Source organism: Pseudonocardia sp. CA-142604, from assembly GCF_050948475.1.
In the GTDB taxonomy this organism is placed as follows: Bacteria; Actinomycetota; Actinomycetes; order Mycobacteriales; family Pseudonocardiaceae; genus Pseudonocardia; species Pseudonocardia alaniniphila.
Genome location: NZ_CP192045.1, coordinates 9,360,448 through 9,385,682, shown reverse-complemented (window position 1 = coordinate 9,385,682; position 25,235 = coordinate 9,360,448). Strand labels below are relative to the sequence as shown.

Here is a 25,235-nt window from a genome sequence, read left to right as displayed (position 1 = left end):
GTCTTGTTCGCCGACCGAGTACCACCACGTCGCTGCAGGAGTTTCAATGACCGTGTCAAGCCGCAGTAGCGATCCGGGGCGGTGCCTCGGGGGTGAAGCTGCGGTTGTCGCGGATCAGGGCCCAGACCAGATCGATCAGGCGGCGTGCCAGCGTGATCAGCGCGTGGATGTGTCGCTTTCCTTCGGCTCGTTTGCGCTGGTAGTAGACCTGCGATGGCCCGCCGTCGCGTTTGATCGCCGACAATGCGGCGAGGTAGAACACCCGGCGCAGTCCCCGGTGGTAGCGCTTGGGGCGGTGCAGGTTCCCGCGGACCCTGCCCGAGTCCCGGGGCATCGGTGCCAGCCCGGCGTAGGCGGCCAGCCGGGACGGGGTGCCGAAGGCGGCAACCAGGTCACCGCCGGTGTCAGCGAGCAGTTCCGCGCCCAGGACCGGCCCGAACCCGTCGATGCTGGTGATGATCTGCGCGTGCGGGTGCTGCGCGAACCGGGCTGCAAGCTGCTTGTCCAGGTCTTTGATCTCGCGGTCGAGGTCGAGCAGTTGCGTTGCGAGCCGGGCGATCAGCGGCGCGGTGACAGCCTCACCGGGCAGCGCGACGCTCTGCTCACCGGCCACCGCGACTGCCGTCGCCGCCATGGTGGGGATGCCGGGGGGCCACGCGCGCTGCCTGCGCAGGTAGTCGGCCACGTCCTCGACCCCGGCGGTGCGCAGCCGGGCGGGGGTCTGGAACCCGGTCAGCAGGATCAACGCCGAGCGGGTGGAGTAGTCGAAGGCCTGCTCCAGGCCGGGGAAGATGGAGCCGAGCAGCTCACGGATCCGGTTGACTCCGCGTACCCAGTCGGCCATCAGGTCTTCTCGGCGCGCGGTCAGGACCCGCAGGTCACCGACGATCTGGTCAGGCGCCCGTACCGGGGACAGATCCGCGCGAAGCCGGGCGGTCTCGGCGATGGTGTGCGCATCGCGCGCGTCGGTCTTGGCCTCGCCGGTGAACGCGCCGGCCATCCGGTTGACCAGTCGGCCGGGCACCGACAGCACCTGCTGCCCGGTCTCGAGCAGCAGCGCCAGCAACAGCGCCGCAGACCCCGAGGTCATGTCCACCGCCCACACCACCTCACCCAGCGCGGACGCCTTGCCCACCTTGGCGTGGGTGCGTGTGATCAGATCCTCGATCGCAGCCTGGCCGTTGCCGATCTTGCGGGAGAACACCACCTTTCCGTTCTAGTCGATCGTGCATGCGTGATGGAACCGTTTGCCGACGTCGATCCCGACCCACAACTTCCTGTCCGCCACCTGCTCACGTTCCCCGTTTCTGCAGCTCATAGGCCCATGGACGACCCTGCCAGCAGCTCCGTAAACAGCGACCGTGCGCAGATTTCAATCAGCGGCCAAGGCGTCCAGAACGGCGGAGCGGCCACTCCTGCGAAACCACCCAACGGCAAGACTTCATCAGCCACACCCCGCCGTTCCGAGCATCCGGGACACCTCATCCCGAACATCAACAACCTTACGGAGGCTCCATGAACCAGACGACCACCGTCACTGCCGGGCACCTCGAGGTCCCGGGTGCGCGACTGCACTACGAAGTGAGGGGCACGGGGCCGCTGGTGGTGCTCGTGGGCGCCCCGATGGACGCCTCGGCGTTCGCGCCGCTGGCCGACCTCCTCGCAGTCGACCACACCGTGCTCACCACCGACCCGCGAGGCATCAACCGCAGCTCGGTCGACGACCGCGACGCGGACTCGACGCCGGACATGCGCGGCGACGACCTCTCCCGCTTGCTCTCCCACCTCGACGCCGGCCCTGCCGTCGTCCTCGGCTCCAGCGGCGGTGCCGTCAGCGCCTTGGCTCTCGTGCAGGCCCACCCCGAGCAGGTCCACACCGTCGTCGCCCACGAGCCGCCGCTGGAGAAGCTGTTCGACGACCACGAGGAGATCCACGCACAGACCGACGACCTGATCGCCACCTATCTCGCCGGTGACGTGACAGGAGCCTGGGCGAAGTTCTTCGCTCAGGCCGACATCGCCATGCCAGAGGGCGCTGTCGAGCAGATGTTCGGCGGCGAACGCGACCCGCGGACGGTGGCCGACGAGCACTTCTGGTTCGCCCACGAGATGCGGCCCACCACTCGCTGGCAGCCCGATCTCGCCGTCCTTCGTGCCGTCCCGCCCCGGATCGTGGTCGGTATCGGAGCCGAATCGGCCGGCGAGTTCTGCGACCGCAGCTCGAGGGCACTCACCGCGGCGCTCGACATCGAGCCGACCATGTTTCCCGGCGGGCACATCGCCTTCGTCGACGACCCCATCGCATTCGCCACGCGCCTGCGTGCCGTGCTGCTCGAGAGCTGAGCAGCGAGTTTTCATCGACCGCAGACAAAGGACTCAGGATGAGCACGCAGAAGACCGGTCAATCACTCGACCATGCATTCACCGCGCCGATCGAGAAGGACGGAGCCTTCGCCACCTACGTGACCGTGCCAGGATCAGCCGAGCTCCTCGGGACGCGGCGGGCCGTGAAGGTGAGCGGAACGATCGACGGCCACCCGTTCACCGCTACCCTCATGCCGTCGGGCAATGGACCGCACTGGCTCCCTCTCAGAGCTGCCCTCTGTAAGGTCATTGGAAAGAGTCGGCTCGGCGACGAGGTGAGCTTTCATCTCGAGCAGCGGCTCAGCTGACGGCCTTGTCGGGGATCCTTGCGGCAATCGGCCCGGGCCTGCTCGCCAATAGCCGTGAGGCGCGTATAACCGGCACGGAGTAGGCAATCCGATCTTTTCGTGTGGTGGCGGCGGTCCGCGCGAATTCGGACGCAATCGGTGTTGATCTGTGAGGCCGAACACCTTTCCGTGATTCGCGCTCGACTGTAACGTCATTCACAGGAACTCGGCCGCGCGGGACTTCTGAAAACCGGGTGAGTCGAGCAGGTTTCATGTGGCTCGATCTGTGGCCGCGGTGGATCTCGCACACAATCCCCAAGGAGTTTCGATGGGCTCGGTCTCGTCTCGTCGACATGCCATCGTCATCGGTGCCTCGATGGGAGGTCTCTCCGCGGCCAGGGTGCTCAGCGAGAGTTTCGAGCGCGTGACGCTGGTCGACCGGGACGATCTGCCCGCTGAGCCGGCTCCGCGTCGTGGTGTGCCACAGAGTCGTCACCTGCACGGTCTGCTCGCCCGGGGCGGTGAGGCGTACGAGGAGCTCTTCCCGGGGATACGCGACGAGCTGATCGCGGCCGGCGCGATAGCCGCCGACACGCAGTCGGACATCCACTGGCACTTCGACGGACACCTGCTGCGGCCCGACCCGTCCGGACTGGTCGGATTGGCGGTAAGCCGCCAACTCCTGGAGCTCACCGTCCGCTCGCGGGTTGCGGCGCTGCCCGGGGTGACGATCATCGATCGCTGTGATGTCACAGGCCTGACGACTTCTCCGGACAAGCGCCGGATCACCGGCGTACGTATCCGGCACCGGGACGGGACGGCGGAGTCGGCGCTGGACGCGGATCTCGTGGTCGACGCCGCGGGCCGGGCCACCCGCACTCCGTTGTGGCTCGGGGAGCTCGGCTATCCGCGGGCGCCCGAGGAGGAGGTCCGAATCCAGCTCACCTACGTCACCCAGGTCTACCGTCGCGAACCCCGCCATCTCGACGGGCGAATCGGCGCTTCGTACAACTATTACCCCGGTCAACCGCGTGGTTCGTTCATCCTCGCGCAGGAGGATAATCGCATCATCCTCACCCTCGTCGGAATCGGCGTCGGCGGAGGCGAGGAGCTGCCGACGCGGAACGCGGCGATGGCCGAGTACGCCGAAAGGTTCGGAGCCCCGGAGATCGCCGAGATCATCCGTACCGCCACCCCGCTCACAGAACCGGTATTGATGCGCTACCCGGCGAGCATCCGCAGGCACTACGAACAGTTGGGCCGGTTCCCGGATGGCTATCTCGTCGTCGCCGACGCTCTCTGCGGCTTCAATCCCATCTACGGCCAGGGCATGACGGTCGCTGCTCTCGAAGCTCTGCTGCTGAGGCGCCTGCTGCGCGAGGACAGTGGCGAGGTGAATCGCCGGTTCTTCCTGGCCGCAGCGACAATGCTCGACACGCCGTGGGGTCTGGTCGTCGGTAACGACCTGCGGTTCCCGGATGTCGCGGGCGAGCGAACCGAGGAGATGTCGGCCGTGGATGAGTACCTCGAGCGGTACCGGGAAGCGGCGGCGAAGGATGCCGTGCTGGGAACCGAACTGCTCAGGGTGGCCAACATGCTCGACGAGCCGGCCCGGCTGATGGCTCCGGACCTCCAGGAGCGGGTGCTCCGCGAGGCCGGTCCGGTTCGGCGGGCATCCGCGGCCTAGCGCTGGTCGGGAACGGCTGAGCCCACCAATGGTGGATTTCAAAATTCGACGAAATGTGCTATGCTGCATTTTGCTGTAGTACGTTTCCGGCCGTGATTACGTGCTTCTCCAACTCGCACACGGTTACGGCCACGCCTGTCGTCTATCGCGATGACGACGTCGTACTCGACGGAGTCGTGATGCGCGATTCCTCCATCACGGAGCCCCGCCCCGGTGTTCTCGTCGTGCACGGCGGCGCCGGTCTCGACGACCATGCGCGCGGCCGGGCGCGGCGGTTCGCAGAGCTCGGTTACGTCGTGCTGGCCGCGGACATGTACGGGCGGGGTGTGCGGGGGGATCGGCAACGGATCATGGAGCGGCTGGCCGCGTTCCGGGCCGACCCCGGCCTGCTCACCCGGCGCACCCAGGCGGCGTTGGACGTACTGGCGACCACACCGGGCGTCGACGGGCCGCTCGCTGCCGTGGGGTACTGCTTCGGCGGGATGAGCGTGCTGGAACTCGCCCGTGCAGGGAGTTCGGTGGCGGGGGTGATCAGTGTGCACGGAAGCCTGCTGACCGATCGGCCGGCTCGGCGCGGCACCGTACACACGAAGATCCTGGTCTGCCACGGCGGCTCGGATCCCCACGTTCCCTGGGCCGAGGTGCACGGCTTCGTCGAGGAGATGACGGCGGCGGAGGCGGATTGGCAGCTCACCGTCCACGGCGGCGCGCTGCACGGATTCACCCACGACGGGGACACCGGACAGACTCCCGGGGTCGCCTACAGCGAGGCCGCCGACGCCCGGAGCTGGGCGGAGATCCGCTCCTTCCTCACCGAGATCTTCGACGGTCGCTGTGGGTCGTCCGACGCCGGATGACCCGCAGCTCGGTCAGATATCTCTTTGTCACGGTGCCGCCGAACCGCGTGTCGATGAGGGAACCGATACCGCTGATCAACCCGTCCTGCTGCGGCGCAGGCAGCGCCAGGTGGTTCGAGTAGGTCAGTAGCAGCGCCAGGTACTCCGACGTCGTGTACTCGGCTTCCCATTCGTAGCGACGTAGCACGGCGGGCTCGAACAGTTGGCGGTCTTCGAGATCCGGCCGCGCGACGGGTATGGCGTCGGCACTTTGCAGCCGCAGCCCGGGCGGTGTCAGCGGATCCCATTTCTCGTAGTGACGCTGCACGTCCACGAAGAACTGATCCGTCCCGCCTGCGATGTGGTGCGTGTCGATGACGGCGAGGGACCCGCCTCGGCGAAGCACCCGGGCCGACTTCGTCAACCGTGTCTCGGGGTCGATCCAGTGGAACGATGTCGCCGCGACCACCAGGTCGAAAGCATCCTCGGCCAGCGGGACCTCCTCGAAAGCCCCGACAACGACCTGGACGCTCGGGTACGCCGCCGTGTTTCGCCGTGCGACGTCGGCCAGCGCAGCTCCCAGCTCGACGGCGGTGACGGTCGTGCCGAGTCGGGCGAGGGGCACCGTCAGTTGTCCCGTGCCGCACCCGATCTCGAGCACCCGGCTGCCTGCCTGCAGGGCGGCGAGGTGTCCGAGATCCTCCACGGTCTGGCGGGGATAGCCCGGCCGCACGCGGTCGTACCGTTCGGCGACGGCGTCGAAGGTCTCGCGGAGCCGAGCAGTTCTCCCGTCCATCGGTCCACCCCACCAGTTGACGGTGTGGACCGACGACAGGTTTGTGGTCAGCCGTCCCGCAGCACGCGACGCGAATCTCGATCGCGAGTCAACGGTCGGCTCTGTCAGCCTTGCCGGCATGTCGGGTTCGGGAGGCACGCGCTTGTCGTGGACCGATCTGCCCTCCACCGTGCGCGACGGAGTGGCGGACGTACTGAGATCGCCGGTCGTCGAGGCACGGTCCCAGACCGGGGGCTTCTCGCCGGGATCCGCCGACCGCGTCGTCACCGCCACCGGTGAGCGTGCTTTCGTCAAAGCCGTCAGCGCCGCGCAGAATCCGGACAGCCCCGGTATGCACCGGCGCGAGGCCCGCATCACCGGGGCGCTGCCGCCGGGACTGCCCGTTCCGCAACTGCGCGGAACCGTGGATGTGGACGGCTGGATCGCCCTCGTTCTGACCGACGTCGACGGCCGGACTCCCGCACTACCGTGGCGTCACGACGAGCTGGCCGCCGTGCTCCACGCTCTCGAGGTCATCAACCACGCCGCCACGCCCTGTCCGCTATCCGAGCTGCCGGTCGCTCGGGATGCCTTGGCCGAGGACCTCGCGGGCTTCGACCGGCTCGCCGCCGACGGCGCCAGCATCCCCGGACTGGACGGATTGCGCGATCTTGCCGATCGCGGCGTGAAGGCGCTGGTCGGCGACACACTCGTGCACACCGATCTCCGGGCCGACAACGTGCTGATCACCGCCGAAGGAGCGGTTCTCGTCGACTGGCCGTGGGCGTGCCGAGGTCCGGGCTGGCTGGACACGCTCACGGTGCTCGTGGAGGTCGACCGGTACGGCGGGCACGACACTGACGAGCTACTGCGGACGACCCCGGCCACCCGTGACGCAGACCCCGAGGACCTGACCGCCGTGCTCGCCGGGTTCGCGGGCTTCTTCCTGGACATGGCACGACGGGACCCACCCCCTGGTATCCCGCGCTTGCGTGAGTTTCAACGTGCCCAGGGCGAAGCGCTGCTCACCTGGGTGCGGCGGCGCCAGCGAGACTGATCTCGTGGTCGGTCGTCATGCGTGAGTCAGCCGCTCCTGGGGCCGGCCTGCCGGACCCTCCGGCCGTTGGACGGTGTCGATCGTCTCCATCTCCTTGGTGAACTCGACGTACTCGTCGTCCATGAGTGCGCGAGGGTTGAAGTCCGGACTGGCCAGCACGCCGTGGACGCGGCGGCGCTGCATTCCGAAGTTGCCGCCGTCGTAGATCGGGAGGATCGCTGCCTCCCTGAGGAACTTCTCGAACATGTGCTTGCGGTCGGCGCTGTTGACTCCGACGACCTGCAAGCACTTGTAGACGCTGTCGAGGAGCGTCTCCGTGCAGTAGGTCTTGTTCAGCGCGCCGATGAGCTCGCCGTGGTAGTCGTGCTGGTCGATGTAGTGCGCGGCCTTCCAGCAGAAGTAGCGGCAGGCCTCGATGCGCGCGGCGACGTCGCCGAGCACGTATCCGACGTTCTGGAAGTAGATCATCGGGTGCGGGCTGCCTGCGGTGTAGGTCTTCGCCCAGTCCAGGGCTGATTCGTACGCCGCTCGGGCCACCCCGACGGCGGCGATTCCGGCGACCGGGCCGGACCAGGCGAAGTTGCGGTTGATCAGCAGGTCGCCGTTGCCCAGGGTGCCTTCCACGAGGTTCGACGCCGGCACCCGCGCGTTTTCGAAGATGATCTCCGAGTTCGGCGTGAGGCGGTGTCCGAAGGTGTCGATCAGGTTGTACGTGACGCCGGGGGTGCCCCGCTCGACGAGGATGGCCGAGAGCCCCTCCGTCCCACCCTTGGTCGGGTCCGTCCGCACCACCACGAGGTTGATGTTCGCTCCCCGCCCGTCCCAGCCGGCGACGTTGCACGGCCAGTACTTGCGGCCGTTGAGTACGTAGCTGTCGCCGTCGAAACGAGCGGTGACGCCGATGCCGACGGGGTGGGGAAGTGGGGTGTCGAAGTTGGCCGTGCCACCTGGCGTGCCGGGCGGCTCGCTGGCCGCGTAACCCGCGATCCATTCCCCGGAGGGATCCGATGTGGCGGCCTGCATCACGCGTTTCTTCTGCTGCTCCGTGCCCCAGTACCAGACGGGCATGAGTGCGAGCCCGTTCACCAGAACCGTGCACGCGAAGCCCGGGTCGACGGCGCAGATCTCCTCGGCCGCGAGGATAAGCTCGATATTCGTCAGGCCGCCACCGCCGTACTCCTTGGGCAGCATGCCGAACGCGATACCCCGTTTGTAGGCCTCCACGTACGCCGGTTTGGTCATCTGGAACGCCTTCAACGGATCGGGTTCCCGGTCCGCTTCGCGTACCACCGGCGCGAGCACGTTCTCGGCGAAGTCCCGTGCCGCGAGCTGGACCTTCTTCTGATCGGCGCTGAGCGAGAAGTTGATGCCGGCCGATTCGCTGAACTCGATGGACATTCCCGGATCTCCTCATCTGACCGCGATGATCTTCCGGGGCCGGGTGGACCGGCTCCGCGGCACTGCGCGGGTCGGCGCCCGCGCGGCTAGCCTGTGCCCTGAGTCACTCTGGCCTGCACGCGAGCAGCGCGAGAAGGGACCTGGCATGGACGGCGTCCATCCGAATCCGAACGGTCCTCTTCGCGGCACGAAAGGGACCGCGGCCGCGTGCGGCGTGATGACGGAAGAGCAGCGCAGGGTCATGGCGGCGTGGGAACGGTTCGTCTCCGGAGAGGACGCAGTGGACGGCGTTCGGGCCGGCATCCTGCTGTCCTGGTACCGCTGCCGCGACGTACACCAGGTCGACCCGCTCCGGGCGGCAGTACCGGCCGCAGAGGCCGGCACCGAGCACTCCGTTGCGCAGGACATGCTCTTCACGAGGCTCGGCGGAGCCGCCGGTGCGAGCTGGTCCGAGCTGCATCCCGCCCTGGTCAGCGTGACGGACGGCGCCGGACGCATCCTCGCGAGCTGGGGACCCCATCACGAACAGACGGTTCTGGATCCCGGTTTCTCCTGGTCGGAAGCCTGCAGCGGCACGAACGGGATGGGGACGGCGCTCGAACGCCCCGGCCTCGCATCGGTGCAGGGCGCAGAGCACTGGTGCCGCGACCTCCATCAGTGGAACTGCGCCGCAATCGCGATACGTGACCCCGTGAGCCACGCACCCGTCGCCGCGCTGGACGTTGCGCGCCGGGGTGACGAGCTGCCCGGCTGCGCAACCGAATGGCTGCTGCGCACGGCGGCCACCTTCGAGTCGGAGCTGCGTGACCAGGCCGTGCGGAACGGCCGACGGCTCGCCGACGCCTTCTCGGAAGCCGAGTCCGGTGTCGCCGGAGCGCTCCTCGCGGTGGACGTGGCAGGCAAGCTCGTGGCGGTGAACGAGGCCGCAACGACGCTGTTCGGCGTCGTGTGCTCGAACCCGGCGGTCGATCCCAACGCACGGGTGTCGCCGGGGATCCCTCATCTCGCCGAGCTCGTCGAGAAAGCGGTTCGGCGAGCTCGGAAGAACTCCGACTGGCGGGGTTTCGCCAACCTGTACACGCCTGCCGGCAAGGAGCCCTTCACCGTGGAACTGCGGCCCGTGCGCATCTCCTGCGACCCCGTGGGCGTGCTCGTGGTGGCGACCGACAGCCCGGCCGGTGAACCGTTGACGCGCGTCGAGTCGTCGCGGACCAGGGGCTATCCACCTCGGATCCCGGCCATGCGGGGCACGCGGATCGTCCTGCTCGCCCCGCATGAGATCCGGTATGCCGAAGCGAACAGCCATGCCGTGTGGTTCGTGACGGATCAGGGCCGCCTGCTCGCCGCGACGCGAGGTATCGACAACGTGGAGCGGCAGCTCGATTCGTCGACGTTTCTCCGGGTGCATCGCCGCTACATCGTCAACGTGAGCCGGATCAAGGAGGTCGAGCCGGGCTTCAAGGGATCGCTCACCCTCGCCATGAGCTGCGGGGAACAGGAGGGAATCGCCGTCTCACGTCGCTACGCGGCCCGTCTCAAGTGCGTGCTGGGCCTCTGAGGCCGCCGACGGCTCTACCGTCGTCCCATGAGCGTGACGTTCCACGAGCTCCATCACGGTGAGCGGCCCCTGGTCCTGCCCAACGCCTGGGATGTGCCGTCCGCGCTGGCCTTCCTCAACGCAGGCTTCGCGGCGATCGGCACCACCAGCTTCGGTGTGGCGTCGAGCCTCGGACGTCCGGACGGCAGGCGATCGACGAGGGACGCGAACCTCGGCCTTGCCCGCGAGCTGTCCCGGCTGCCCTGCCACATCACGATGGACATCGAGGACGGCTACGCCGACGAGCCGGAGATCGTCGCCGAGTACGTCGCGGAACTGGGCGTGGCAGGGATCAACATCGAGGACAGCACCGCCGAGAAGCTGGTCGCGCCGCGCGCCTTTGCCGCGAAGGTGGCGGCCGTGAAGGCTCGCTGCCCCGGGCTGTTCGTCAACGCTCGCGTCGACACCTACTGGCTCGGGCAGGACGCGACCGTCGCCTCGTCGCTCGAACGCGCCGCCGCCTACGTCGAGGCCGGCGCCGACGGTGTCTTCGTCCCCGGCGCGGCCGAACCCGCGGTGTTGCGCGAGCTGGCTTCCGGCATCCCGGTTCCGTTGAACGTGCTGGTCGTGCCGGGCCTCTCGCTCGACGAGCTGGCGGCGCTGGGAGTACGCCGGGTGAGCACCGGGTCGCTGCCGTATCGGGCGGCGATCCACGCAGCGGTCGAGGTGGCAGAAGGGGTGCGTGACGGCCGCGCAATCCCTGGAGCGACGCCGTACCAGGACCTGCAGTCGCGGCTCGTCCGCTACGAGCAGAGTCCCGGCTCGGTGCCCTGATCGGGCAGTTCTGTCGACGAGTCGCCCCCGGCTGTGAACGATGAGCCGATGGCCTCTACCCGCTCGCCCGACAGTCGCGCGCTGCTGATCTCGACGTGGACGTCGGCCGCGTTCGCCGTGGTCGCACTGGTGTGGGGACTGGCGACAGGGTCGCAGCTGATCGTGTTCGACGGGCTGTACTCGTTCGCGAGTGTCGGGTTGTCGCTGGCGGCGGTGCTCGCACTGCGCACTGCCCGCAAGGGCCCCGACGAGCGATATCCGTGGGGACGGGAGGCCTGGGAGCCGCTGACGGTCGTGGTGAAGGCGGCCGCGCTCGCGGGCCTGAGCATCTACGCACTCGTCAGTGCGGTCGGGGAGATCCTTGCCGGCGGGCGGGACATCGACGTCGGATGGGCCCTGCTCTACGGCGTCGTCGCCACCGTGGCGGGCGCCGTCGTGTCGCTGATACTGCGGCGGCGCGCCCGGGCAGGCGGATCCGACCTCGTCCGCGCGGAGGCTGCCGAGTGGGTGGGCGACACGCTGCTCAGCGTGGCCGTGCTCGCGGGGTTCGTCGTCGCTCTTGTGTTGGAGCAGACCGGGCGCTCCGACCTGGCGCGCTACGTCGACCCCGCCATGGTCGCGCTGGTCTCCGCGGCCTTCCTCCCCGTGCCGGCCAAGCTCGTCGTCTCGGGGTTCCGGGAGCTGCTGACGATGTCGCCTGCCCCGCACTTGCAGGCTCGCATCGCGGCCGCCGTGAGCGAGGTCGAGCGCACCTACCGGTTCGCGGAGTCGTTCGTCCGGGCGTCGAAGGTCGGCGGACGGCTGGACGTGGCGGTCGAGTTCGTGGTCGACGACGACTCGACCGCGCAGACGGTGCACCAGTTCGACGACGTGCGTGCGGATCTGGAGGCACGCTTCGAAGAGTTCGACCACCTGACGTCGATGTCGGTCGGGTTCACGGCCGACCGCAGGTGGGCCCTTTAGTCATCGCTGTAATCACCGCGGCAGTCACCGCCCGGCGTCCCCGAGACGCATCGGCTCCGGATCGTCCGCGAGCGCGACGACGGGGCGGCGGGTGATGCGGTGGCCGAGCAGCACGGGACGGTTCGCGTGACCCAGTAGCAGGGCCAGCAGCTCGTCGGCTCGGACCACCCCGTACCAGCCCTGCCTGGCCGGCTCCTCCCCGAACTCGGTGACGCCGTCGGCGCGGACCGTCGGCCCGGCCACGACCAGCGGTGTCGGCTCGCCTGCGTGCAGCAGCGAGTGGGTCGAGGGGGTGGCGTGGTCCCCGGTCACGGCCACGATCGCGCGCTCGGCGAGCGGGGCCAGTCCGGCGAGGCCGCGGTCGACGGCATCGAGGACGTCCCGCTTGGCGTGGGGGAGCTTCGTGTGTCCCGCCCCGTCTGTGGCCTTGGTGTGGACGTGGACGAACCGCGCGCCTGCCGTGATCAGCTCGTCGGCGGCCGCGAGCCGGGCCGCGAGATCCTCAGCGAGGTCGTCGATCGGGGCGAGGTGCCGCTGCGCCATGCCGAGCACCGTCGCCAGCCCGCGGTAGAGCCGGGTGCTCGTGACCGCCGCGCCGGCGACACCGTTCTGTTCCATGAACGTCGGGACGGCACCGCGCACGCCGGACCACTTCGTCGTGAGGACGTCGAGCGCGGGCAGTCCACGCGCGGCCCGGTCGGCGTTGACGGGGTTGCGGACCAGGCGCTCGCGGGCGATGCGGAGGATGCCGGTGAGGTCCCGGGCGAGGGCCTCAGCGCCGGGGCTCGTGGCGACGGGCCGCAGCCACGGGTGGAACGTCTCGAAGAACGGGTCGGAGTCCGTCACGTCCGCGCACGAGTGACCCGCGAGGGTGAGCACGGCCTCGCCGCGCCCGCCGAGGGGACACAGCGCCGCACCCTCACGTCCGAGCACGGGAGCGAGATCGCGCAACAGGGCGTCGGCGTCCGTGCCGTCGGACGGTCCGGCGCGTCCCGTGATCCACAGCTTGTCGCCGTCGGCCCGGGACGTGCGCAATGCGGCATGGGTGATCGCCACGCCCGGCTCGACGTCGAGGCCGGCACCGAGAGCTTCCAGCACAGCCCGGCCCACGAAGGGGACGGGCGAGTAGCCGAACATCGCCCAGTGCGCGAGCTCCGAGGTGGGCGCGCGTCCCCAGCCGAACGGGAGGTGCCACCCGCTGGCGCCGCGGCGGGCGAGCGCGTCGAGGTTCGGGGTGGCGGCGGCTTCGGCAGGCGTACGGCCTGCGAGCTCCGGGATCGGCCGGTCGCCCAGGCCGTCGAGAACGACGAGCACGATGGGCAACCGGTCGTCGAGCACCTTCGGCTCAGTGGTCATCGCGGGCTCCGTGCGCTGCGAGCAGCTCACGCAGCAGGGGGACGGAAGAAGTCGCCACGAGCTCCTCCCACGCCTCGCCTGCGGCGAACCGCCTCCGGATCTCCGAGGCCGACACGTGCCCGGCCGGGTCGCCGTCGAGGAGCTGGACCTCGTAGCCGCCGTCGGCGAGCAGGCGTGCCTTGTGCCGCTCCCAGTCGCTGTAGGCGCGCACGACCTGGCGGGCCGCCTGCGGCACGTACTCGTGCCAATGCTGGGGCCTGGTCAGGTCGAAGGGAACGACGGTCGACCGGCCGGTGAGGTCACGCTCCGCGAGCGCGACGGCGAGCAGCCACGCCCGCTCGAAGTAGGTGAACGGGTTGGCCGACGCGCGGTGGCGGTGCTGCGACGTGGCCTCCTCGTGCCGTGCCCCGAGGTCGGGGTTGGTGACCGCTACGACCAGATGATCGGCATCGCGGAGCGCGATCTCGAAGAGCTCGAGATGCTGGCGGTGCACCGGCTGGAACCGGCCGGTGACACACACCAGGGCCGTCAACGCGGCTCCTCGGCCCGCGCCCGCAGCAGCCCTCTGGCGATGGCGTTGCGTTGGATCTCGACCGTGCCGGCCGGGATGCGGAGGTTGCGTGCGACGCGGAAGAGCTTCTCCTCGGGCGAGCCCTGCAGCAGCCCGGTGGCCCCGCGGACCTGGACGGCGTTGTCGGCGACCCGGAAGAACGCCTCGTCGTTGATCACCTTGACCAGGCTGATCAGCCGGGGCGCGTCCCGATGCAATGGCATCGCGAACGGGCCCATCTCATCGAGCTCCGCCTGGGCGACGAGCGACGTGGACCGCGCCTGGTAGATGTCGGCGTCCATGTTCGCGAGCAGGTGCTGCACGGCCTGCAGCTCGCCGATGGGCCGGCCGCCGGAGCGCCGGTCGCGGGCGTAGCGCAGCGACCGTTCGAGCAGCCAGTTGCCCCAGCCCGCACACATCCCGCCGCGGCAGAGCCTCCGCCAGTTGATCCACATCATCGCCAGCCCGAACCCGTCGCCGATCTCGCCGACGACGTTCTCCGCCGGAATCCGGACGTCGGTGAACTCCAGCTCACCGGTCAGTCCGTCGCCCAGCATCGTGGGGATGTCGGATCCGCGACGGACGCCCGGCGCGTCGGCATCGACCAGGAACATCGAGAGCGACCGGGTGCCGGCGCCCGGCTCCGTCACGGCGACGACCTGGAGGACGTCGGCGAAGTGCGCGTTGGTGATCCAGGCCTTGTGCCCGTTCAGGATCCAGTCGCTGCCGTCGGGTCGGGCGTGGGTCGACATGGCGAGCACGTCGGATCCGACGTCCGGTTCGGTGTTGGCGAACGCCACGGTGATCTCGCCGGCGATCAGCGGGTCCAGGTACTGCTCCCGGGCCTGCGGCGAACAGTGCTCCACGGCGGGGTTCGGCCCCTCGGTCCAGGCCAGCCCCGCCAGCCCGAGGCCGAGCCCGGCACGGCGGTAGACGAACTCCTCGACGTGGTGCATCTCGACGCGCGAGAAGCCGCCGCCACCGACCTCGGCGCTGGTGTGCGGCGCATAGAGGCCGGCCTTGCCCGCTCGGCGCTGCACCTCGCGCCGCGCCTCCCACACCAGGGGATGCATCCGACCGGCCTCGTCGAGGCGGGGTTGCCAGGCCGAACCGACGTCCTGGCGGGCGAGCTCCTCCTCGAGCGGCGCGACGTCATCGTCGAGGAAGCGGCCGAACCGTGCGGTGTAATCCGCAACCCGCTGGCCCGGGGTGATGACGGCGTTGCCGCTCCGCGTCATCGAAACGATCTCCTTTACCGGACTGTGAACGATGTTCATTGTTCTGAACGCTATTCGCACGCTAGCTTCGCCGCAGCCGATACGGAAGGGGAGCCATGGCGGAGACCACACGTGCCGACCGCCGCGGCGCGGTCGTCGAGGCGAAGCGGGCGATCATCCTCGAGGCAGCCCTGCGCGTCTTCACGACCGCCGGCCTGCGCGGCGCCAGCATGCGCGCGATCGCCAAGGAAGCCGGTTACGTGCCCGGTGCGATCTACGCCTATTTCCCCAGCAAGGAACACATCTACGCCGCCGCGCTCGGCGAGTCGCTGACGAGGCTCCGTGCGGCCACCGAGGCCGCCGCCGCATCCGCCGACGATGCCCGAAGCCGCTTCGCCGCCGCGGGCCTCGCGTTCTTCGACTTCTACGACGCCCACCCCCGTGACCTCGACCTGGGCTTCTACCTTCTCGGCGGCGGCATCGCGCCACGCGGGCTCTCCGACGACCTCAACCGCGGACTCAACGCCGCGCTGCTCGCCACCCTCGATCCCGTTCGGCAGGCCGCGGGCGAGCTGAGCGCCGACACCGACCGCGCGACCGCCGCAACCGCCGACGTGTTCGCCCACGCCTCGGGGCTGCTCCTGCTCGCCCACACCCGTCGGCTGGACCTGTTCCGGCTCGACGCCCGCGAGCTGATGCGGCGCCACCTCGTACAGCTCGCCGAAAGCCTCACCTCCTGAGCGCGCCGGAGACCCATTCGTCGAGCAGTTCGAGGGCGACGGGCCGTGGTCGACCTCCGTGTATCACCGATATGGACGTATCACCAATACGGACGAAACCGTCCTAAGAGCGCGAAGACGACACCACTCGCGACTTGGAGACAGCCTTGACCCAGGCTCCGGAACTGCCCCGTGAGGACGTCAACGAACCCGTACCCGCTGAGCAACCACTACACCTGCCTCGCGTCCTGACCAACCTGAGTCACGGCGGCCACGTGGCCGGCGACGACGTGAACAAGGTGGACCCGAACCGCGACCCGGACGACTCGATGCGCTGGGCGCGGGTGCGGGCGACGAGCACCCCCTTCGGCTACATGTTCGACAAGCTGCGCGGCGTCTACCCCGCTGCGCACCTGCCGGTCGAGCCCTCTGCAGGCGTGGTGGCCTCGTTGAAGGCTTTGGGCACGGCCATGGCGGAGCAGCCCGGCGACCCGACCGGCGGGGACTCGGACATCCCGCCGATCTACACGTACTGGGGTCAGTTCGTCGACCACGACCTGACGGCGAATACCGACCGCGACGAGGACATCAGCATCACCGAGGTGCCCTTCGAGCCGCTCCGGCCCGAGAAGGTGATGCGGGACCTGCGCAACCTGCGCCAGCCCCGGCTCAACCTGGACTCCGTGTACGGGCACGGGCCGGCTTCGTCGGGGCAGCAGGATCAGGTTCCCTACACAGGACATCGCCTGGTCATCGGCCCGTTGACCCCGGCCTCGCTCCCCGGGCAGGCGGTGCTGCCCGGCGCCGATCTCCCACGGGTCGACAAGAAGGCGCAGATCGGGGACGGCCGCAACGACGAGAACCTCATCGTCGCGCAGCTTCACCTGGGCTTCCTGAAGTTCCACAACGCGGTTCTCGACTGGTTCGCGGCGAACCCGACCAGCCACGTCACCGGCGACGGGAGCTTCGAGCGGGCCCGCCAGCTGGTGGAATGGCATTACCAGTGGATCACGGTGCACGACTTCCTGAAGAGGATCGCGCAGCCCGAGGTCGTGGACGACCTGCTGAACGGCCGCATCGAGCCACGGTTGGCGCTGTCCACGAACACGCCGCAGGACGAGGTCTTCATGCCGCTGGAGTTCTCGGTCGCCGCGTACCGATTCGGCCACAGCATGGTCCGCGCCGCGTATGACTGGAACATCAACTTCGGCGTCCCCGAGAACGGCGTTTTGCGCGCGCCGTCGTCGCCCTTCGAGCTGTTGTTCCTCTTCACCGGCGGCGGCGGATTCGCCGATGATGCTCCGACGCTGCCGGACAACTGGCCGGCACAGTTCGAGCGCCTCACCGGGTTCGAGCTACGGCCGGATGGCACGGACGAGGCGGTGCCAGTGCGCTGCGCGCGCAAGATCGACACCCACCTCGCGCCGCCGCTGGCTGATCTCCTCAACGAGGGGGAGGGACAGACCTCTGATCGGATCAAGCGAATCCTGAAGCGGTTGGCGGTCCGCAATCTCCTGCGCGGCTACCGGTTGGCCATCCCCACGGGGCAGGCCGTGGCCCGCACGCTCGGCGTCGAGCCGCTGAGCGAGCAGGAGCTGATCAAGGACACGCCGCCGCCCTCGCCGCTTCACGACGCACTGGTCGACGGCGGGTTCATCGAGGAAACGCCGCTCTGGTTCTACGTGCTCAAGGAGGCGGAGGTCCTGGAGCAGGGTGATCGACTCGGACCGGTGGGCAGCCGGATCGTGGCCGAGACGATCCTCGGTCAGCTGCGCGCCGACCCGACCTCGTTCGTCAACCAGAACTGGGATCCCACCCAGGGAGTGACGACCGGCCCGGCCGATACAGACGTGGTCGACTCGATCATCACGTTCCTGCGGTTCGCCGGAATGCACACGTAGACGAGGACCCGTAGCGCGTGCGGGCGGGAGGAGTGCGGTGCGCCTCCCTCCCGCACGTGCGTCTCGGAATGCTCCGGGTGACGACGGCCGGCGTCGGCCGGGAGGGCGTCGAGAAATTTTTCCAGGCGGATCGAACCGATCGACGTGCCGCTGCGAACGAATGGTGTGAGGATCCCGCGGGTGGCAGATGTCGCCGACACACCGCGCGCGCCCGACCGGAACGGTCCCGGCGGGGACGTGCCTGCCGTCGGTGATGCCGCCGGCAGGTCCGACGAGGAGCTCGTGCGGTCCGTGGTGGACGGCGCCGAGTCCGGGCTGGCCGCGCTCTACGACCGCTACTGTCGGCGCGCCTACTCCCTTGCCCGCCGTGTGTGCGTGGACGACGGGCTGGCCGAGGAGGTGGTGCAGGAGGTGTTTCTCGCCTTCTGGCGGGAGCCGCGGCGCTACGACCCCCGCCGCGGCAGCTTCGGCACGTGGATCCTTGCTGTCGTGCACCACAAATCGGTCGACGTGGTCCGGCGCGAAGCGGCGATCCGGCGGCGGACCGTGCCTGCTGCCGAGGAGGGCAAGGAGCGACCCGCCGACACAGGTCCGGGTGCGGACCACGGTGCGCTGCGTGCCGTCGAGGCGGGCCATGTCCGGGACGCGCTGAGCGCGCTACCACCCGACCAGCGCCAGGCACTCGCCCTGGCCTACTTCGGCGGATACACGCAGCGAGAGGTCGCCGCGATCACGGGCGTCCCGCTGGGCACGGTGAAGTCGCGGATGTTCAACGGGGTACAGCGGTTGCGCAGCGCCCTCGGTCCCGTGCTGGGAGACGTCTCCGCCGATCTTCCTGGTGGTGCCAGATGAACGCCCCGGGCTCTGACGAGCCGAGGTCCTGTCCGATGAACGATCAGGCGGTTGCCTGGGCGCTGCAGGCGCTCGAACCCGACGAGGAGCAGGCCATGCGGACCCACCTCCCGGGCTGCCGCTCCTGCCGGGACATGGTGCGGGAGACCGAGCTCGTCATGGGGGAGCTGGGAGCGTCCGTGGAGCCTGTCGACCCTCCGGCCCGGCTACGCGAGAACATCCTCGCCGCGGCCGCCGAGACCCCTCAGGCTCGCCCCGTGGAGACCTCCGTCGCGGAGGAACCCGACTCCGGGGGCGCCGCAGCCGCGGGCGCGGTCGTCCGGCCGGCTCCCCGCGGCAGCGCGCGCTGGTGGATGGGCTCGCGCCGGCGTCTCGTCGCCGCGGCCGTTGCGGTGGTGGCGGTGCTCGGCACCGCCGGCGGCCTGGTCGCGCACAACATGCAGGGACAGCAGCGGGATGTTCAGATCGCGCAGCCGCAGACGCTGGACGGCCTCGTCGGCCAGCTCCAGAGGCCCGGCACCAGCCGCGCGACGCTCAGCACGAGCACGGGGGAGGCGGTCGCGGCCGTGCTCGTCAGCCCCTCGGAACGGACCGTGGTGACCGCCGGTCTGCCGCCGAACAACCGCGCCGACACCACATACGTCGTCTGGGGCCTGGGAGCCGGTGACCCGCGCCCGCTGGGCGCGTTCGACGTGCTCGCCCCGGGAGCGGGCGTTCACGACGTCGGCGCAGTGACCGCGGGCCCGGAGTTCTCCAGCTACGCGATCTCGCTGGAGCCCGGTCGCTCCCTGCCCGCCACGCCCACCACGGTCGTGGCCAGCGGAGCGGTGCAGACCTGACCAGCGGCGGGATCGGGCGAACCGGTCCGGCGCGGCGTTCGAACGTCGTTGCATGAGCGTATCCACGTACCCGGCTCCTCCGTCGACCTCGGGCATTCCGCGGGTCGTGGCCGGAATGATCGGCGGACTGGCCGTCGGTGCGGCGCTCGCCTCCGGGCATCTCGTGGCGGCCCTGATCTCGCCGTCGTCCTCGCCGTTCCTGGCCGTGGGTGACACGGTCATCCGGTTCTCCCCGCAGCCCCTCACCGAGTTCGCCAAGACGACGTTCGGCACCGCCGACAAGCCGGTGCTTCTCGGTGGGATGGCGGTCGTGCTGGCGATCCTCGCCGTCCTCACGGGCCTGCTCGCCCGCAGGCGAGCGGCACCCGGTGTCTCTGTGGTGGTCGTGCTCGGACTGCTCGGATTGGGGGCGGCGATCCTCGCTCCGGCGTTCACCCCGCGGGATCTGGTGGCTCCGTGCGTGGCGCTCGTGGTGGGTGTCACGGTGTTCGGAGTGCTCCACGCGCTCGCGCGGCGCACCTACTCCGGGACGGCTCAGGAGCCCGGTCCGGGCCAGGTGTCGCGGCGGGCCGTGCTGGTCGGGACGTCGGCGGCGGTGGCCGTCGCATCGCTCGCTTCCGCCGGGGCGGGACAGTTCCTCGGGCGCGGTGTGGAGGACTCCCGGCGGAGGGTGACCGAGCGTCTCGCGCGACTGCGCCTTGCCGAGCGGGCCCCTGCCATCCCGCCCGGATCGGCGTTCCCCGAGCTGGGCACCCCGACCTTCCTGACGCCGAACCGGGACTTCTACCGGATCGACGTCGCACTGCGGATCCCGGCACAGCGGGCCGAGGACTGGGCGCTGCGGATCCACGGCATGGTCGAGAACGAGCTCACGCTCACCTTCGACGACCTGCTCGCCCGTCCGCTCGTGGAACGCACGATCACCATGACCTGCGTGTCCAACCCGGTCGGCGGCGAACTCGTCTCCACGGCGAACTTCATCGGGGTCGACCTGCGCCGCGTGCTGCTCGATGCAGGCGTCCGGCCCGGGGCGGACCAGGTATTCGCGACGAGCGTCGACGGTTGGTACACCGGCACCCCCACGGACGTCGTTCTCGAGGAGGGGCGCGGCGCGCTGCTCGCGGTGGGCATGAACGGCGAGGCGCTCCCACCCGAGCACGGATTCCCGGTCCGCATGGTTGTGCCCGGCCTCTACGGCTACGTCTCGGCCACGAAGTGGCTGACCGATCTCGAGCTCACCACTTTCGGCGCCGAATCCGGCTACTGGCTGGAGCGCGGCTGGGCGCAGAAGGCGCCGATCAAAACCCAGTGCCGCATCGACGTCCCACGCGGCTTCGCGACGGTCCCAGCGGGACGGGTCACCGTCGCCGGAATCGCCTGGTCCCAGCCCACCGGAATCAGCCGGGTGGAGGTGCGCATGGACGGAGGCCCCTGGAAGGAAGCCGGTCTCGCGGACGAGGTGAACCCCCGAACCTGGCGAATGTGGCGCGCCGAATTCGAACTGGCGCCCGGTAGCCACACCGTGCAGACGCGAGCCACCGATCGGAACGGAAACACCCAGACCGAGATGCGCGCCGACCCGATCCCGGACGGCGCATCCGGATGGCCGGCCACCATTTTCACCGTGGCCTAGGCGACCGTATTCCCGTCGTCAGAAAGTTATCTCCGCCGGCGAACCGGAACCGCCCACGGATCGAATGCTCGACGAGCCCGGATACACCGGGTCGAGTTCGAGGAGGAAACCGTGCGAAAGACCCAGCGATTCGCTGCCGTCGGAATTCTGGCCGCTCTGGCCGTGGCTCTGGCGGCTTGCGGCGGCTCTGAGCAGCCGGCTGCCGGCGGCGCGATGGCCGCCCCTCCCGCGCCGATGAGCGCCGCTCCTGCGGCGGCCGACGGCGTCACCACCAACGCCGATGTGTTCGGTCCGGCCTGCGGCAAGCTCCCGCAGGGTGACGCGCCCGGCTCGCTGAACAACATGGGCCCGCAGCCGGTGGCCAGCGCGGCAAGCACCAACCCGCTGCTGACCACCCTGGTCACCGCGGTCAAGGCGGTGCCCGGGCTCGCCGACACCCTGAACTCGCAGAAGGGCATCACAGTGTTCGCTCCGTACAACGGGGCGTTCGACGAGGCCAAGTCGGCCATGGGCGACGAGGCGTTCAGCGCGCTGCTGGCCGACCAGCAGCAGCTCGGCGGCCTGCTGTCCTACCACGTCGTCCCGAAGCGCTACGACGCCGAAGGCCTGGTCGAGGCCGGGAAGGTCACCGAACTCGCAGGTGGCGACGTCACGATCGGTGGCACCGCCGCCGCGCCGACCGTCACCGACGGCCAGGGAAACACCGCGAACGTGCTGTGCGGCAACATCCCGACCTCGAACGCCACCGTGTTCGTGATCGACAAGGTGCTCATGCCGGCCGGCTGACCCTGCTGCCGGGCCCGGGGCGCCCAGCGCCCCAGGTCTCCGGCCGTTCGCGAGGTGCGTCAGGCGACGGCTGCGGCCATCCGCCGGACGGCCTCGGTGAGCAGCGTCTCCGACGTGCCGACGTTCAGCCGCGCGAAGCCGCGGCCGGGCGTGCCGAAGCCCGGGCCGGGTTCGAGCGCGACACGACCCCTGGAGAGAAATGCGGCCGCGGGGTCGTCGCCGAGATCGAGCGCCCGGCAGTCCAGCCATGCCAGGTAACCGGCCTGGGGCTCCCGGTAGCCGACAGAGGGCAGGTGCTCGGCCAGCAGGGTCGTGAGGAGGCGATGCCTGCCGCTCACCTCGTCGATGATCTGGTCGAGCCAGTCGTCACCCTGATCGAACGCGACTTCCGACGCGATGACGCCGAGCAGGCCCGCGCGGTACTGAAGCTCCTCGGGCAACCGGTCGAGCTCGGCGTCGACCTCGTCGGAGCCGGCGATGGCGAGGGCGCATTTCAGCCCCGCCGTGTTGAACGCCTTCGAGGCCGAGGTGAACATCACCGAGCGGGAGTCGCCGAGCGACGCGAACGGCGTGTGCCGCGCGCCCGGCAGGGTGAGCGGGCCGTGGATCTCGTCCGAGAGCACGAGCACGCCGTGGCGTTCGGCCAGCGCGGCGACCGCTTCGAGCCGCTCGCGCTCGAGCACACGGCCGGTCGGATTGTGGGGGTTGCAGAGCAGGAAGGCCTTGGCGCCGGCGACGAACGCGCGCTCGAGCCCGTCGAGATCGAGCTCGCCGTCGGCCAGTGGCACCTCCACGATCCGGCGGCCGGCCTCCCGGATGTCGACGAAGAACGGCGGGTAGACCGGCGGGGTGATCACGACGCCGTCGCCCGGGGCCGTGAGCACTCGCAGCACCTCCACGACACCGGTCATCACATCGGGCACCACCCGCATACGCCCGGCATCGGGCGACCAGCCGAAGCGCCGCTTGGCGAATCCGGCAAAGGACTCGAACACGCCTCCCGGCTCGGCGTAGCCGAGGTCGCCGATCTCGATCGCCTCGAGCAGAGCATCGCGGATGGGAGGTGCGAGCGAGACGTCCATCTCCGCGACGAAGGCGGGCAGGACGTCGGACGGGTACTCGACCCACTTCGAGCTTCGGCGGCGCTGGAGCATCGGCAGTTCGAGGAACACCCGGGCGATGCTGCCATAAATGGGGTGCTGAACTCGGGGTCGAGAAGCCGGTCGCGACGAAATGCGCGGGTTGTCCGCAGGGTGTGCGTCCCCGGCGGCCGGGTGTCCGAGTTCACCTCCTGCTGCTCACCCGCAGGCAAGGGACACGGCGGATCCCCGATACCGACGGGGCGAACACGCGTTCCGCTGACGTCCGCCCGCTCCGCGCTGAACCGCATCCGCACCACGATCCGTTTCCGATGCGAGTCCGGCGTACTCGCAGTCGCGGCGCTCGTATCGCCGGCGTCGAAGAGATGAATGGAGGCGGCGATGGCAGCGTCAGCGGACAATCCTCCGCCGGTCACCCCCGAGTTGCGAGAGCGTGCCCGGCAGAACCCGGGATCTTGGGTCTATTCAGTGGATCCCGCATATCAGGATGTCGACGATGTGCCTGAGTGGGCCGTGGTCGGTGCGTACCGGGTGGACGAGAACGGCGAGATCGCCGAAGAGTTCATCCCCAACCCCCGCTACCGCCCATCCCCGGTGGCATTGGGATTCGCGGCTCCCGCCAATGTGCTGGAGGAAGCCATGCAGAAAGCGGTCACCGGACACGGCGGCGCCCGTGAGGTTCGGGCAGCCCTGCGGGATGCAACGGTCTTCACCCCGTTCACCCCGAGCCGGGACGGCCTGATCGTGCTCGACGACGGCCTGGGCCACGGTGTCGTGCACGCGTTCACCTCGGAGCTCTACCTCCCCGACGTTGTGGTCTGGCGGCATTGGGAACGACTGCAGGTGCGAGAGATCGCGCCCCTGCTCGGCGACTGCTACCTCGTGCTCGACCCGGGGAGCGCCATGGAACTGCGTGTTGCCGGCACGGGCCTCGACCGGTTGTGACGTGCGTCGGACCGGACGTGAGGCGAGAGAGCTTGAGCACGAAGCCGGGGATGAACCTGGATGGTCATTAAGCTGATCATCTGGTCGCGGCCGCCGGCCGCACGGCCCCTCGGGCACACATCCGGAAAAGGGGAAACTCTGCATGTCCTATCTCGAGACCGGTGACTCGACGCTCTTCTACACGGTCACCGGCAGCGGAACGCCGGTGGTGCTCGTGCACGGCTGGACCGCTGACTCGACCGACTACTCGTGGCTCATTCCGTTGTTGGAGAAGCATTTCCGTGTCATCGCGTACGACCTCCGAGGTTTCGGTAAGTCGGCTCCGGCCGACGCGTACGGCATGGATCGCCAACTCGATGATCTGACGGCGGTCATCGAGCACGTCGCAGGCGAGCCCGCTCTGGTCGTCGGGCATTCGCTCGGTGGGGCGATCGTCTCCTCGATGGCGGCGGAGCGCCCGGAGCGCCTGCTCGGGGTCGTCGCCCTGGACGCGCCGTACGCGGCCGGGGAGGGCGCTCGAGCGGGTACCGAGGGGATGCGGGAGCGACTGGCCGGGGAGCACCCCCAGGAGGTCGTGAAGTCGTTCTTCAGCCAGGTCAGCTTCACCGACCAGACGCCCGACTGGCTGCGCACCTTGGTGCTCCGCCGAGTGGAGTCGGTGTCGTCGGCGATGATCCAGGCAGGTTTCGCGGCGCTCTGGGACCACGCCCCCATCGCGTTCCGGCCGGAGTCCGACCGCTACCTCTCCCGGCGCACCGGCCCCGTGCTGGTCATCCACAAGAACGCCGCCAGCGCGGCGTACGAGGAGACGACCTTCCAGCACCCCGCCTCTCGGACCGTCGTCCTGCCGGGAGCCGGCCACTGGGTACAGATCGAACGCGCCGAGGAAGTGAGCGCGGCCATCCTGGATTGGTGGCCGACCGCACGAGCCGGGTAGCGCGAGTATGGGTGGTGGCCCTACGACAGAGGGAGACGTGGTGGACGGAGCGCTGACACGCAAGGGAGCGGCCACGCGAGCCCGCATCATCGAGGGTGCGGCCGAGGTGCTGCGAGAGAAAGGGGTGGCCACCACCACCCTCGACGACATCCGTCTGCGCACCGGCACCAGCAAGGGGCAGCTGTTCCACTACTTCCCGGACGGTCGCGACCAGCTGCTCCTCGCCGTCGCCGAGTACGAGGCGAACCGGGTGCTCGACGACCAGCAGCCCGATCTCGGCTGCCTGACGTCGTGGTCGGCGTGGTACCGCTGGCGTGATCTCGTGCTCGAGCGGTACCGCGCGCAGGCGGACACGTGCCCTCTCGGCGCGCTGTTCCTGGAGGTCGGGCGGGCCACACCCGGCGCGAGGGCAGTGACCCAGCACCTCCTCGTCACGTGGCAGGCCGCGCTCGCCGCCGGCATCCGCGCGATGCAGGAGCAGGGTGAGATCCCGGCCTCGCTCGACGTCGACCAGGCCGCGGCCGCGCTGCTGGCCGGGATCCAGGGTGGGGTGACGATCATGCTGTCCACCGGGCAGAGCACGCACCTCGAAGCCGCGCTGGACACCGGCATCGCCCGCCTGCGCGCCCTCGGTGCCGACCTCGCCACGACCTGAACTTCCC

General features: G+C 69.6%; 23 protein-coding genes and 1 pseudogene. 17 read left to right on the top strand and 7 right to left on the bottom strand.

The window, feature by feature from the left end:
- Positions 1 to 55: 55 nt before the first annotated feature.
- A pseudogene (locus ACQPZQ_RS42810) lies at positions 56 to 1,318 on the bottom strand (IS110 family transposase).
- Positions 1,319 to 1,515: 197 nt separating this feature from the next.
- Here ACQPZQ_RS42810 and ACQPZQ_RS42805 point away from each other — a divergent pair.
- The 4 genes from ACQPZQ_RS42805 (at position 1,516) to ACQPZQ_RS42790 (ending at position 5,195) form a co-directional block, all read left to right on the top strand.
- Complete coding sequence (locus ACQPZQ_RS42805; RefSeq protein WP_433290174.1) at positions 1,516 to 2,343, top strand: alpha/beta fold hydrolase; 828 nt, start codon at positions 1,516 to 1,518, stop codon at positions 2,341 to 2,343.
- 38 nt (positions 2,344 to 2,381) lie between these two features.
- Positions 2,382 to 2,672, top strand: a complete 291-nt coding sequence (locus tag ACQPZQ_RS42800) for a DUF1905 domain-containing protein (protein WP_241036980.1) — start codon at positions 2,382 to 2,384, stop codon at positions 2,670 to 2,672.
- Positions 2,673 to 2,979: 307 nt separating this feature from the next.
- Positions 2,980 to 4,338, top strand: coding sequence for an FAD-dependent oxidoreductase (locus ACQPZQ_RS42795; protein WP_433290173.1), 1,359 nt, complete (start codon positions 2,980 to 2,982; stop codon positions 4,336 to 4,338).
- A gap of 179 nt (positions 4,339 to 4,517) precedes the next feature.
- Positions 4,518 to 5,195 carry a dienelactone hydrolase family protein gene (locus ACQPZQ_RS42790; RefSeq protein ID WP_433290172.1) on the top strand — a complete coding sequence of 226 codons (678 nt, stop codon included), beginning with the start codon at positions 4,518 to 4,520 and terminating at the stop codon, positions 5,193 to 5,195.
- Here ACQPZQ_RS42790 and ACQPZQ_RS42785 read toward each other — a convergent pair.
- Positions 5,149 to 5,970, bottom strand: coding sequence for a class I SAM-dependent methyltransferase (locus tag ACQPZQ_RS42785; RefSeq protein ID WP_433290171.1), 822 nt, complete (start codon positions 5,968 to 5,970; stop codon positions 5,149 to 5,151). The genes ACQPZQ_RS42790 and ACQPZQ_RS42785 overlap by 47 nt on opposite strands.
- 118 nt (positions 5,971 to 6,088) lie before the next feature.
- Between ACQPZQ_RS42785 and ACQPZQ_RS42780 the strand changes: the two genes are divergently transcribed.
- Entirely contained in the window at positions 6,089 to 7,006 is a 918-nt protein-coding gene (locus ACQPZQ_RS42780) for a phosphotransferase family protein (protein ID WP_433290170.1), read from the top strand.
- A 15-nt stretch (positions 7,007 to 7,021) separates the two neighbouring features.
- On the opposite strand, the gene ACQPZQ_RS42775 is transcribed toward ACQPZQ_RS42780, so the two are convergent.
- Complete coding sequence (locus tag ACQPZQ_RS42775) at positions 7,022 to 8,404, bottom strand: acyl-CoA dehydrogenase family protein (RefSeq protein WP_433290169.1); 1,383 nt, start codon at positions 8,402 to 8,404, stop codon at positions 7,022 to 7,024.
- Positions 8,405 to 8,621: 217 nt separating this feature from the next.
- Between ACQPZQ_RS42775 and ACQPZQ_RS42770 the strand changes: the two genes are divergently transcribed.
- From ACQPZQ_RS42770 to ACQPZQ_RS42760, 3 genes are read left to right on the top strand one after another with little or no spacing between them, the layout of a single operon-like run.
- Complete coding sequence (locus ACQPZQ_RS42770; RefSeq protein ID WP_433290168.1) at positions 8,622 to 9,962, top strand: LytTR family transcriptional regulator DNA-binding domain-containing protein; 1,341 nt, start codon at positions 8,622 to 8,624, stop codon at positions 9,960 to 9,962.
- A gap of 27 nt (positions 9,963 to 9,989) precedes the next feature.
- Positions 9,990 to 10,775 carry an isocitrate lyase/PEP mutase family protein gene (locus ACQPZQ_RS42765; RefSeq protein ID WP_433290167.1) on the top strand — a complete coding sequence of 262 codons (786 nt, stop codon included), beginning with the start codon at positions 9,990 to 9,992 and terminating at the stop codon, positions 10,773 to 10,775.
- Between the two features lie 48 nt (positions 10,776 to 10,823).
- Positions 10,824 to 11,738, top strand: coding sequence for a cation diffusion facilitator family transporter (locus ACQPZQ_RS42760; RefSeq protein ID WP_433290166.1), 915 nt, complete (start codon positions 10,824 to 10,826; stop codon positions 11,736 to 11,738).
- Between the two features lie 24 nt (positions 11,739 to 11,762).
- On the opposite strand, the gene ACQPZQ_RS42755 is transcribed toward ACQPZQ_RS42760, so the two are convergent.
- From ACQPZQ_RS42755 to ACQPZQ_RS42745, 3 genes are read right to left on the bottom strand one after another with little or no spacing between them, the layout of a single operon-like run.
- Entirely contained in the window at positions 11,763 to 13,094 is a 1,332-nt protein-coding gene (locus ACQPZQ_RS42755; RefSeq protein ID WP_433290165.1) for an alkaline phosphatase family protein, read from the bottom strand.
- Positions 13,084 to 13,626: an adenylyltransferase/cytidyltransferase family protein gene (locus ACQPZQ_RS42750; RefSeq protein WP_433290164.1), complete on the bottom strand. Its 543-nt coding sequence runs from the start codon at positions 13,624 to 13,626 to the stop codon at positions 13,084 to 13,086. The genes ACQPZQ_RS42755 and ACQPZQ_RS42750 overlap by 11 nt, the downstream gene beginning before the upstream one ends.
- Positions 13,623 to 14,882: an acyl-CoA dehydrogenase family protein gene (locus tag ACQPZQ_RS42745; protein ID WP_433290163.1), complete on the bottom strand. Its 1,260-nt coding sequence runs from the start codon at positions 14,880 to 14,882 to the stop codon at positions 13,623 to 13,625. The genes ACQPZQ_RS42750 and ACQPZQ_RS42745 overlap by 4 nt, the downstream gene beginning before the upstream one ends.
- A gap of 95 nt (positions 14,883 to 14,977) precedes the next feature.
- Here ACQPZQ_RS42745 and ACQPZQ_RS42740 point away from each other — a divergent pair, with 95 nt between their 5' ends.
- The 6 genes from ACQPZQ_RS42740 (at position 14,978) to ACQPZQ_RS42715 (ending at position 21,591) form a co-directional block, all read left to right on the top strand.
- The gene (locus ACQPZQ_RS42740; protein WP_433290162.1) at positions 14,978 to 15,601 is read left to right on the top strand and encodes a TetR family transcriptional regulator; all 624 of its coding nucleotides are present in this window, start codon (positions 14,978 to 14,980) and stop codon (positions 15,599 to 15,601) included.
- 146 nt (positions 15,602 to 15,747) lie between these two features.
- A complete protein-coding gene (locus ACQPZQ_RS42735) occupies positions 15,748 to 17,481 on the top strand; it encodes a peroxidase family protein (protein WP_433290161.1) in 1,734 nt (577 codons plus the stop codon).
- Positions 17,482 to 17,661: 180 nt separating this feature from the next.
- Positions 17,662 to 18,333 carry an RNA polymerase sigma factor gene (locus ACQPZQ_RS42730; protein WP_433290160.1) on the top strand — a complete coding sequence of 224 codons (672 nt, stop codon included), beginning with the start codon at positions 17,662 to 17,664 and terminating at the stop codon, positions 18,331 to 18,333.
- A gap of 35 nt (positions 18,334 to 18,368) precedes the next feature.
- A complete protein-coding gene (locus ACQPZQ_RS42725) occupies positions 18,369 to 19,172 on the top strand; it encodes an anti-sigma factor domain-containing protein (RefSeq protein WP_433290159.1) in 804 nt (267 codons plus the stop codon).
- Positions 19,173 to 19,224: 52 nt separating this feature from the next.
- On the top strand, positions 19,225 to 20,805 hold the full coding sequence (locus tag ACQPZQ_RS42720; RefSeq protein ID WP_433290158.1) for a molybdopterin-dependent oxidoreductase: 1,581 nt from the start codon (positions 19,225 to 19,227) through the stop codon (positions 20,803 to 20,805).
- 111 nt (positions 20,806 to 20,916) lie between these two features.
- Positions 20,917 to 21,591, top strand: a complete 675-nt coding sequence (locus ACQPZQ_RS42715; RefSeq protein ID WP_433290157.1) for a fasciclin domain-containing protein — start codon at positions 20,917 to 20,919, stop codon at positions 21,589 to 21,591.
- A gap of 59 nt (positions 21,592 to 21,650) precedes the next feature.
- Here ACQPZQ_RS42715 and ACQPZQ_RS42710 read toward each other — a convergent pair whose 3' ends face one another.
- Positions 21,651 to 22,763, bottom strand: coding sequence for a MalY/PatB family protein (locus tag ACQPZQ_RS42710; protein WP_433290156.1), 1,113 nt, complete (start codon positions 22,761 to 22,763; stop codon positions 21,651 to 21,653).
- 297 nt (positions 22,764 to 23,060) lie between these two features.
- Between ACQPZQ_RS42710 and ACQPZQ_RS42705 the strand changes: the two genes are divergently transcribed.
- From ACQPZQ_RS42705 to ACQPZQ_RS42695, 3 genes are all read left to right on the top strand, one after another.
- Positions 23,061 to 23,636: a type VII secretion system-associated protein gene (locus tag ACQPZQ_RS42705; RefSeq protein WP_433290155.1), complete on the top strand. Its 576-nt coding sequence runs from the start codon at positions 23,061 to 23,063 to the stop codon at positions 23,634 to 23,636.
- Positions 23,637 to 23,778: 142 nt separating this feature from the next.
- Entirely contained in the window at positions 23,779 to 24,573 is a 795-nt protein-coding gene (locus ACQPZQ_RS42700; RefSeq protein ID WP_433290154.1) for an alpha/beta fold hydrolase, read from the top strand.
- A gap of 40 nt (positions 24,574 to 24,613) precedes the next feature.
- Entirely contained in the window at positions 24,614 to 25,228 is a 615-nt protein-coding gene (locus tag ACQPZQ_RS42695; RefSeq protein ID WP_433290153.1) for a TetR/AcrR family transcriptional regulator, read from the top strand.
- The last annotated feature ends 7 nt before the right edge of the window (positions 25,229 to 25,235 follow it).

Bases quoted from the DNA above. Each gene is read 5' to 3' on its own strand.
- ACQPZQ_RS42805 (WP_433290174.1), top strand. From the start codon at position 1,516: ATGAACCAGACGACCACCGTCACTGCCGGGCACCTCGAGGTCCCGGGT.
- ACQPZQ_RS42800 (WP_241036980.1), top strand. From the start codon at position 2,382: ATGAGCACGCAGAAGACCGGTCAATCACTCGACCATGCATTCACCGCG.
- ACQPZQ_RS42795 (WP_433290173.1), top strand. From the start codon at position 2,980: ATGGGCTCGGTCTCGTCTCGTCGACATGCCATCGTCATCGGTGCCTCG.
- ACQPZQ_RS42790 (WP_433290172.1), top strand. From the start codon at position 4,518: ATGCGCGATTCCTCCATCACGGAGCCCCGCCCCGGTGTTCTCGTCGTG.
- ACQPZQ_RS42785 (WP_433290171.1), bottom strand. From the start codon at position 5,970: ATGGACGGGAGAACTGCTCGGCTCCGCGAGACCTTCGACGCCGTCGCC.
- ACQPZQ_RS42780 (WP_433290170.1), top strand. From the start codon at position 6,089: ATGTCGGGTTCGGGAGGCACGCGCTTGTCGTGGACCGATCTGCCCTCC.
- ACQPZQ_RS42775 (WP_433290169.1), bottom strand. From the start codon at position 8,404: ATGTCCATCGAGTTCAGCGAATCGGCCGGCATCAACTTCTCGCTCAGC.
- ACQPZQ_RS42770 (WP_433290168.1), top strand. From the start codon at position 8,622: ATGACGGAAGAGCAGCGCAGGGTCATGGCGGCGTGGGAACGGTTCGTC.
- ACQPZQ_RS42765 (WP_433290167.1), top strand. From the start codon at position 9,990: ATGAGCGTGACGTTCCACGAGCTCCATCACGGTGAGCGGCCCCTGGTC.
- ACQPZQ_RS42760 (WP_433290166.1), top strand. From the start codon at position 10,824: ATGGCCTCTACCCGCTCGCCCGACAGTCGCGCGCTGCTGATCTCGACG.
- ACQPZQ_RS42755 (WP_433290165.1), bottom strand. From the start codon at position 13,094: ATGACCACTGAGCCGAAGGTGCTCGACGACCGGTTGCCCATCGTGCTC.
- ACQPZQ_RS42745 (WP_433290163.1), bottom strand. From the start codon at position 14,882: ATGACGCGGAGCGGCAACGCCGTCATCACCCCGGGCCAGCGGGTTGCG.
- ACQPZQ_RS42740 (WP_433290162.1), top strand. From the start codon at position 14,978: ATGGCGGAGACCACACGTGCCGACCGCCGCGGCGCGGTCGTCGAGGCG.
- ACQPZQ_RS42725 (WP_433290159.1), top strand. From the start codon at position 18,369: ATGAACGATCAGGCGGTTGCCTGGGCGCTGCAGGCGCTCGAACCCGAC.
- ACQPZQ_RS42720 (WP_433290158.1), top strand. From the start codon at position 19,225: ATGAGCGTATCCACGTACCCGGCTCCTCCGTCGACCTCGGGCATTCCG.
- ACQPZQ_RS42705 (WP_433290155.1), top strand. From the start codon at position 23,061: ATGGAGGCGGCGATGGCAGCGTCAGCGGACAATCCTCCGCCGGTCACC.
- ACQPZQ_RS42700 (WP_433290154.1), top strand. From the start codon at position 23,779: ATGTCCTATCTCGAGACCGGTGACTCGACGCTCTTCTACACGGTCACC.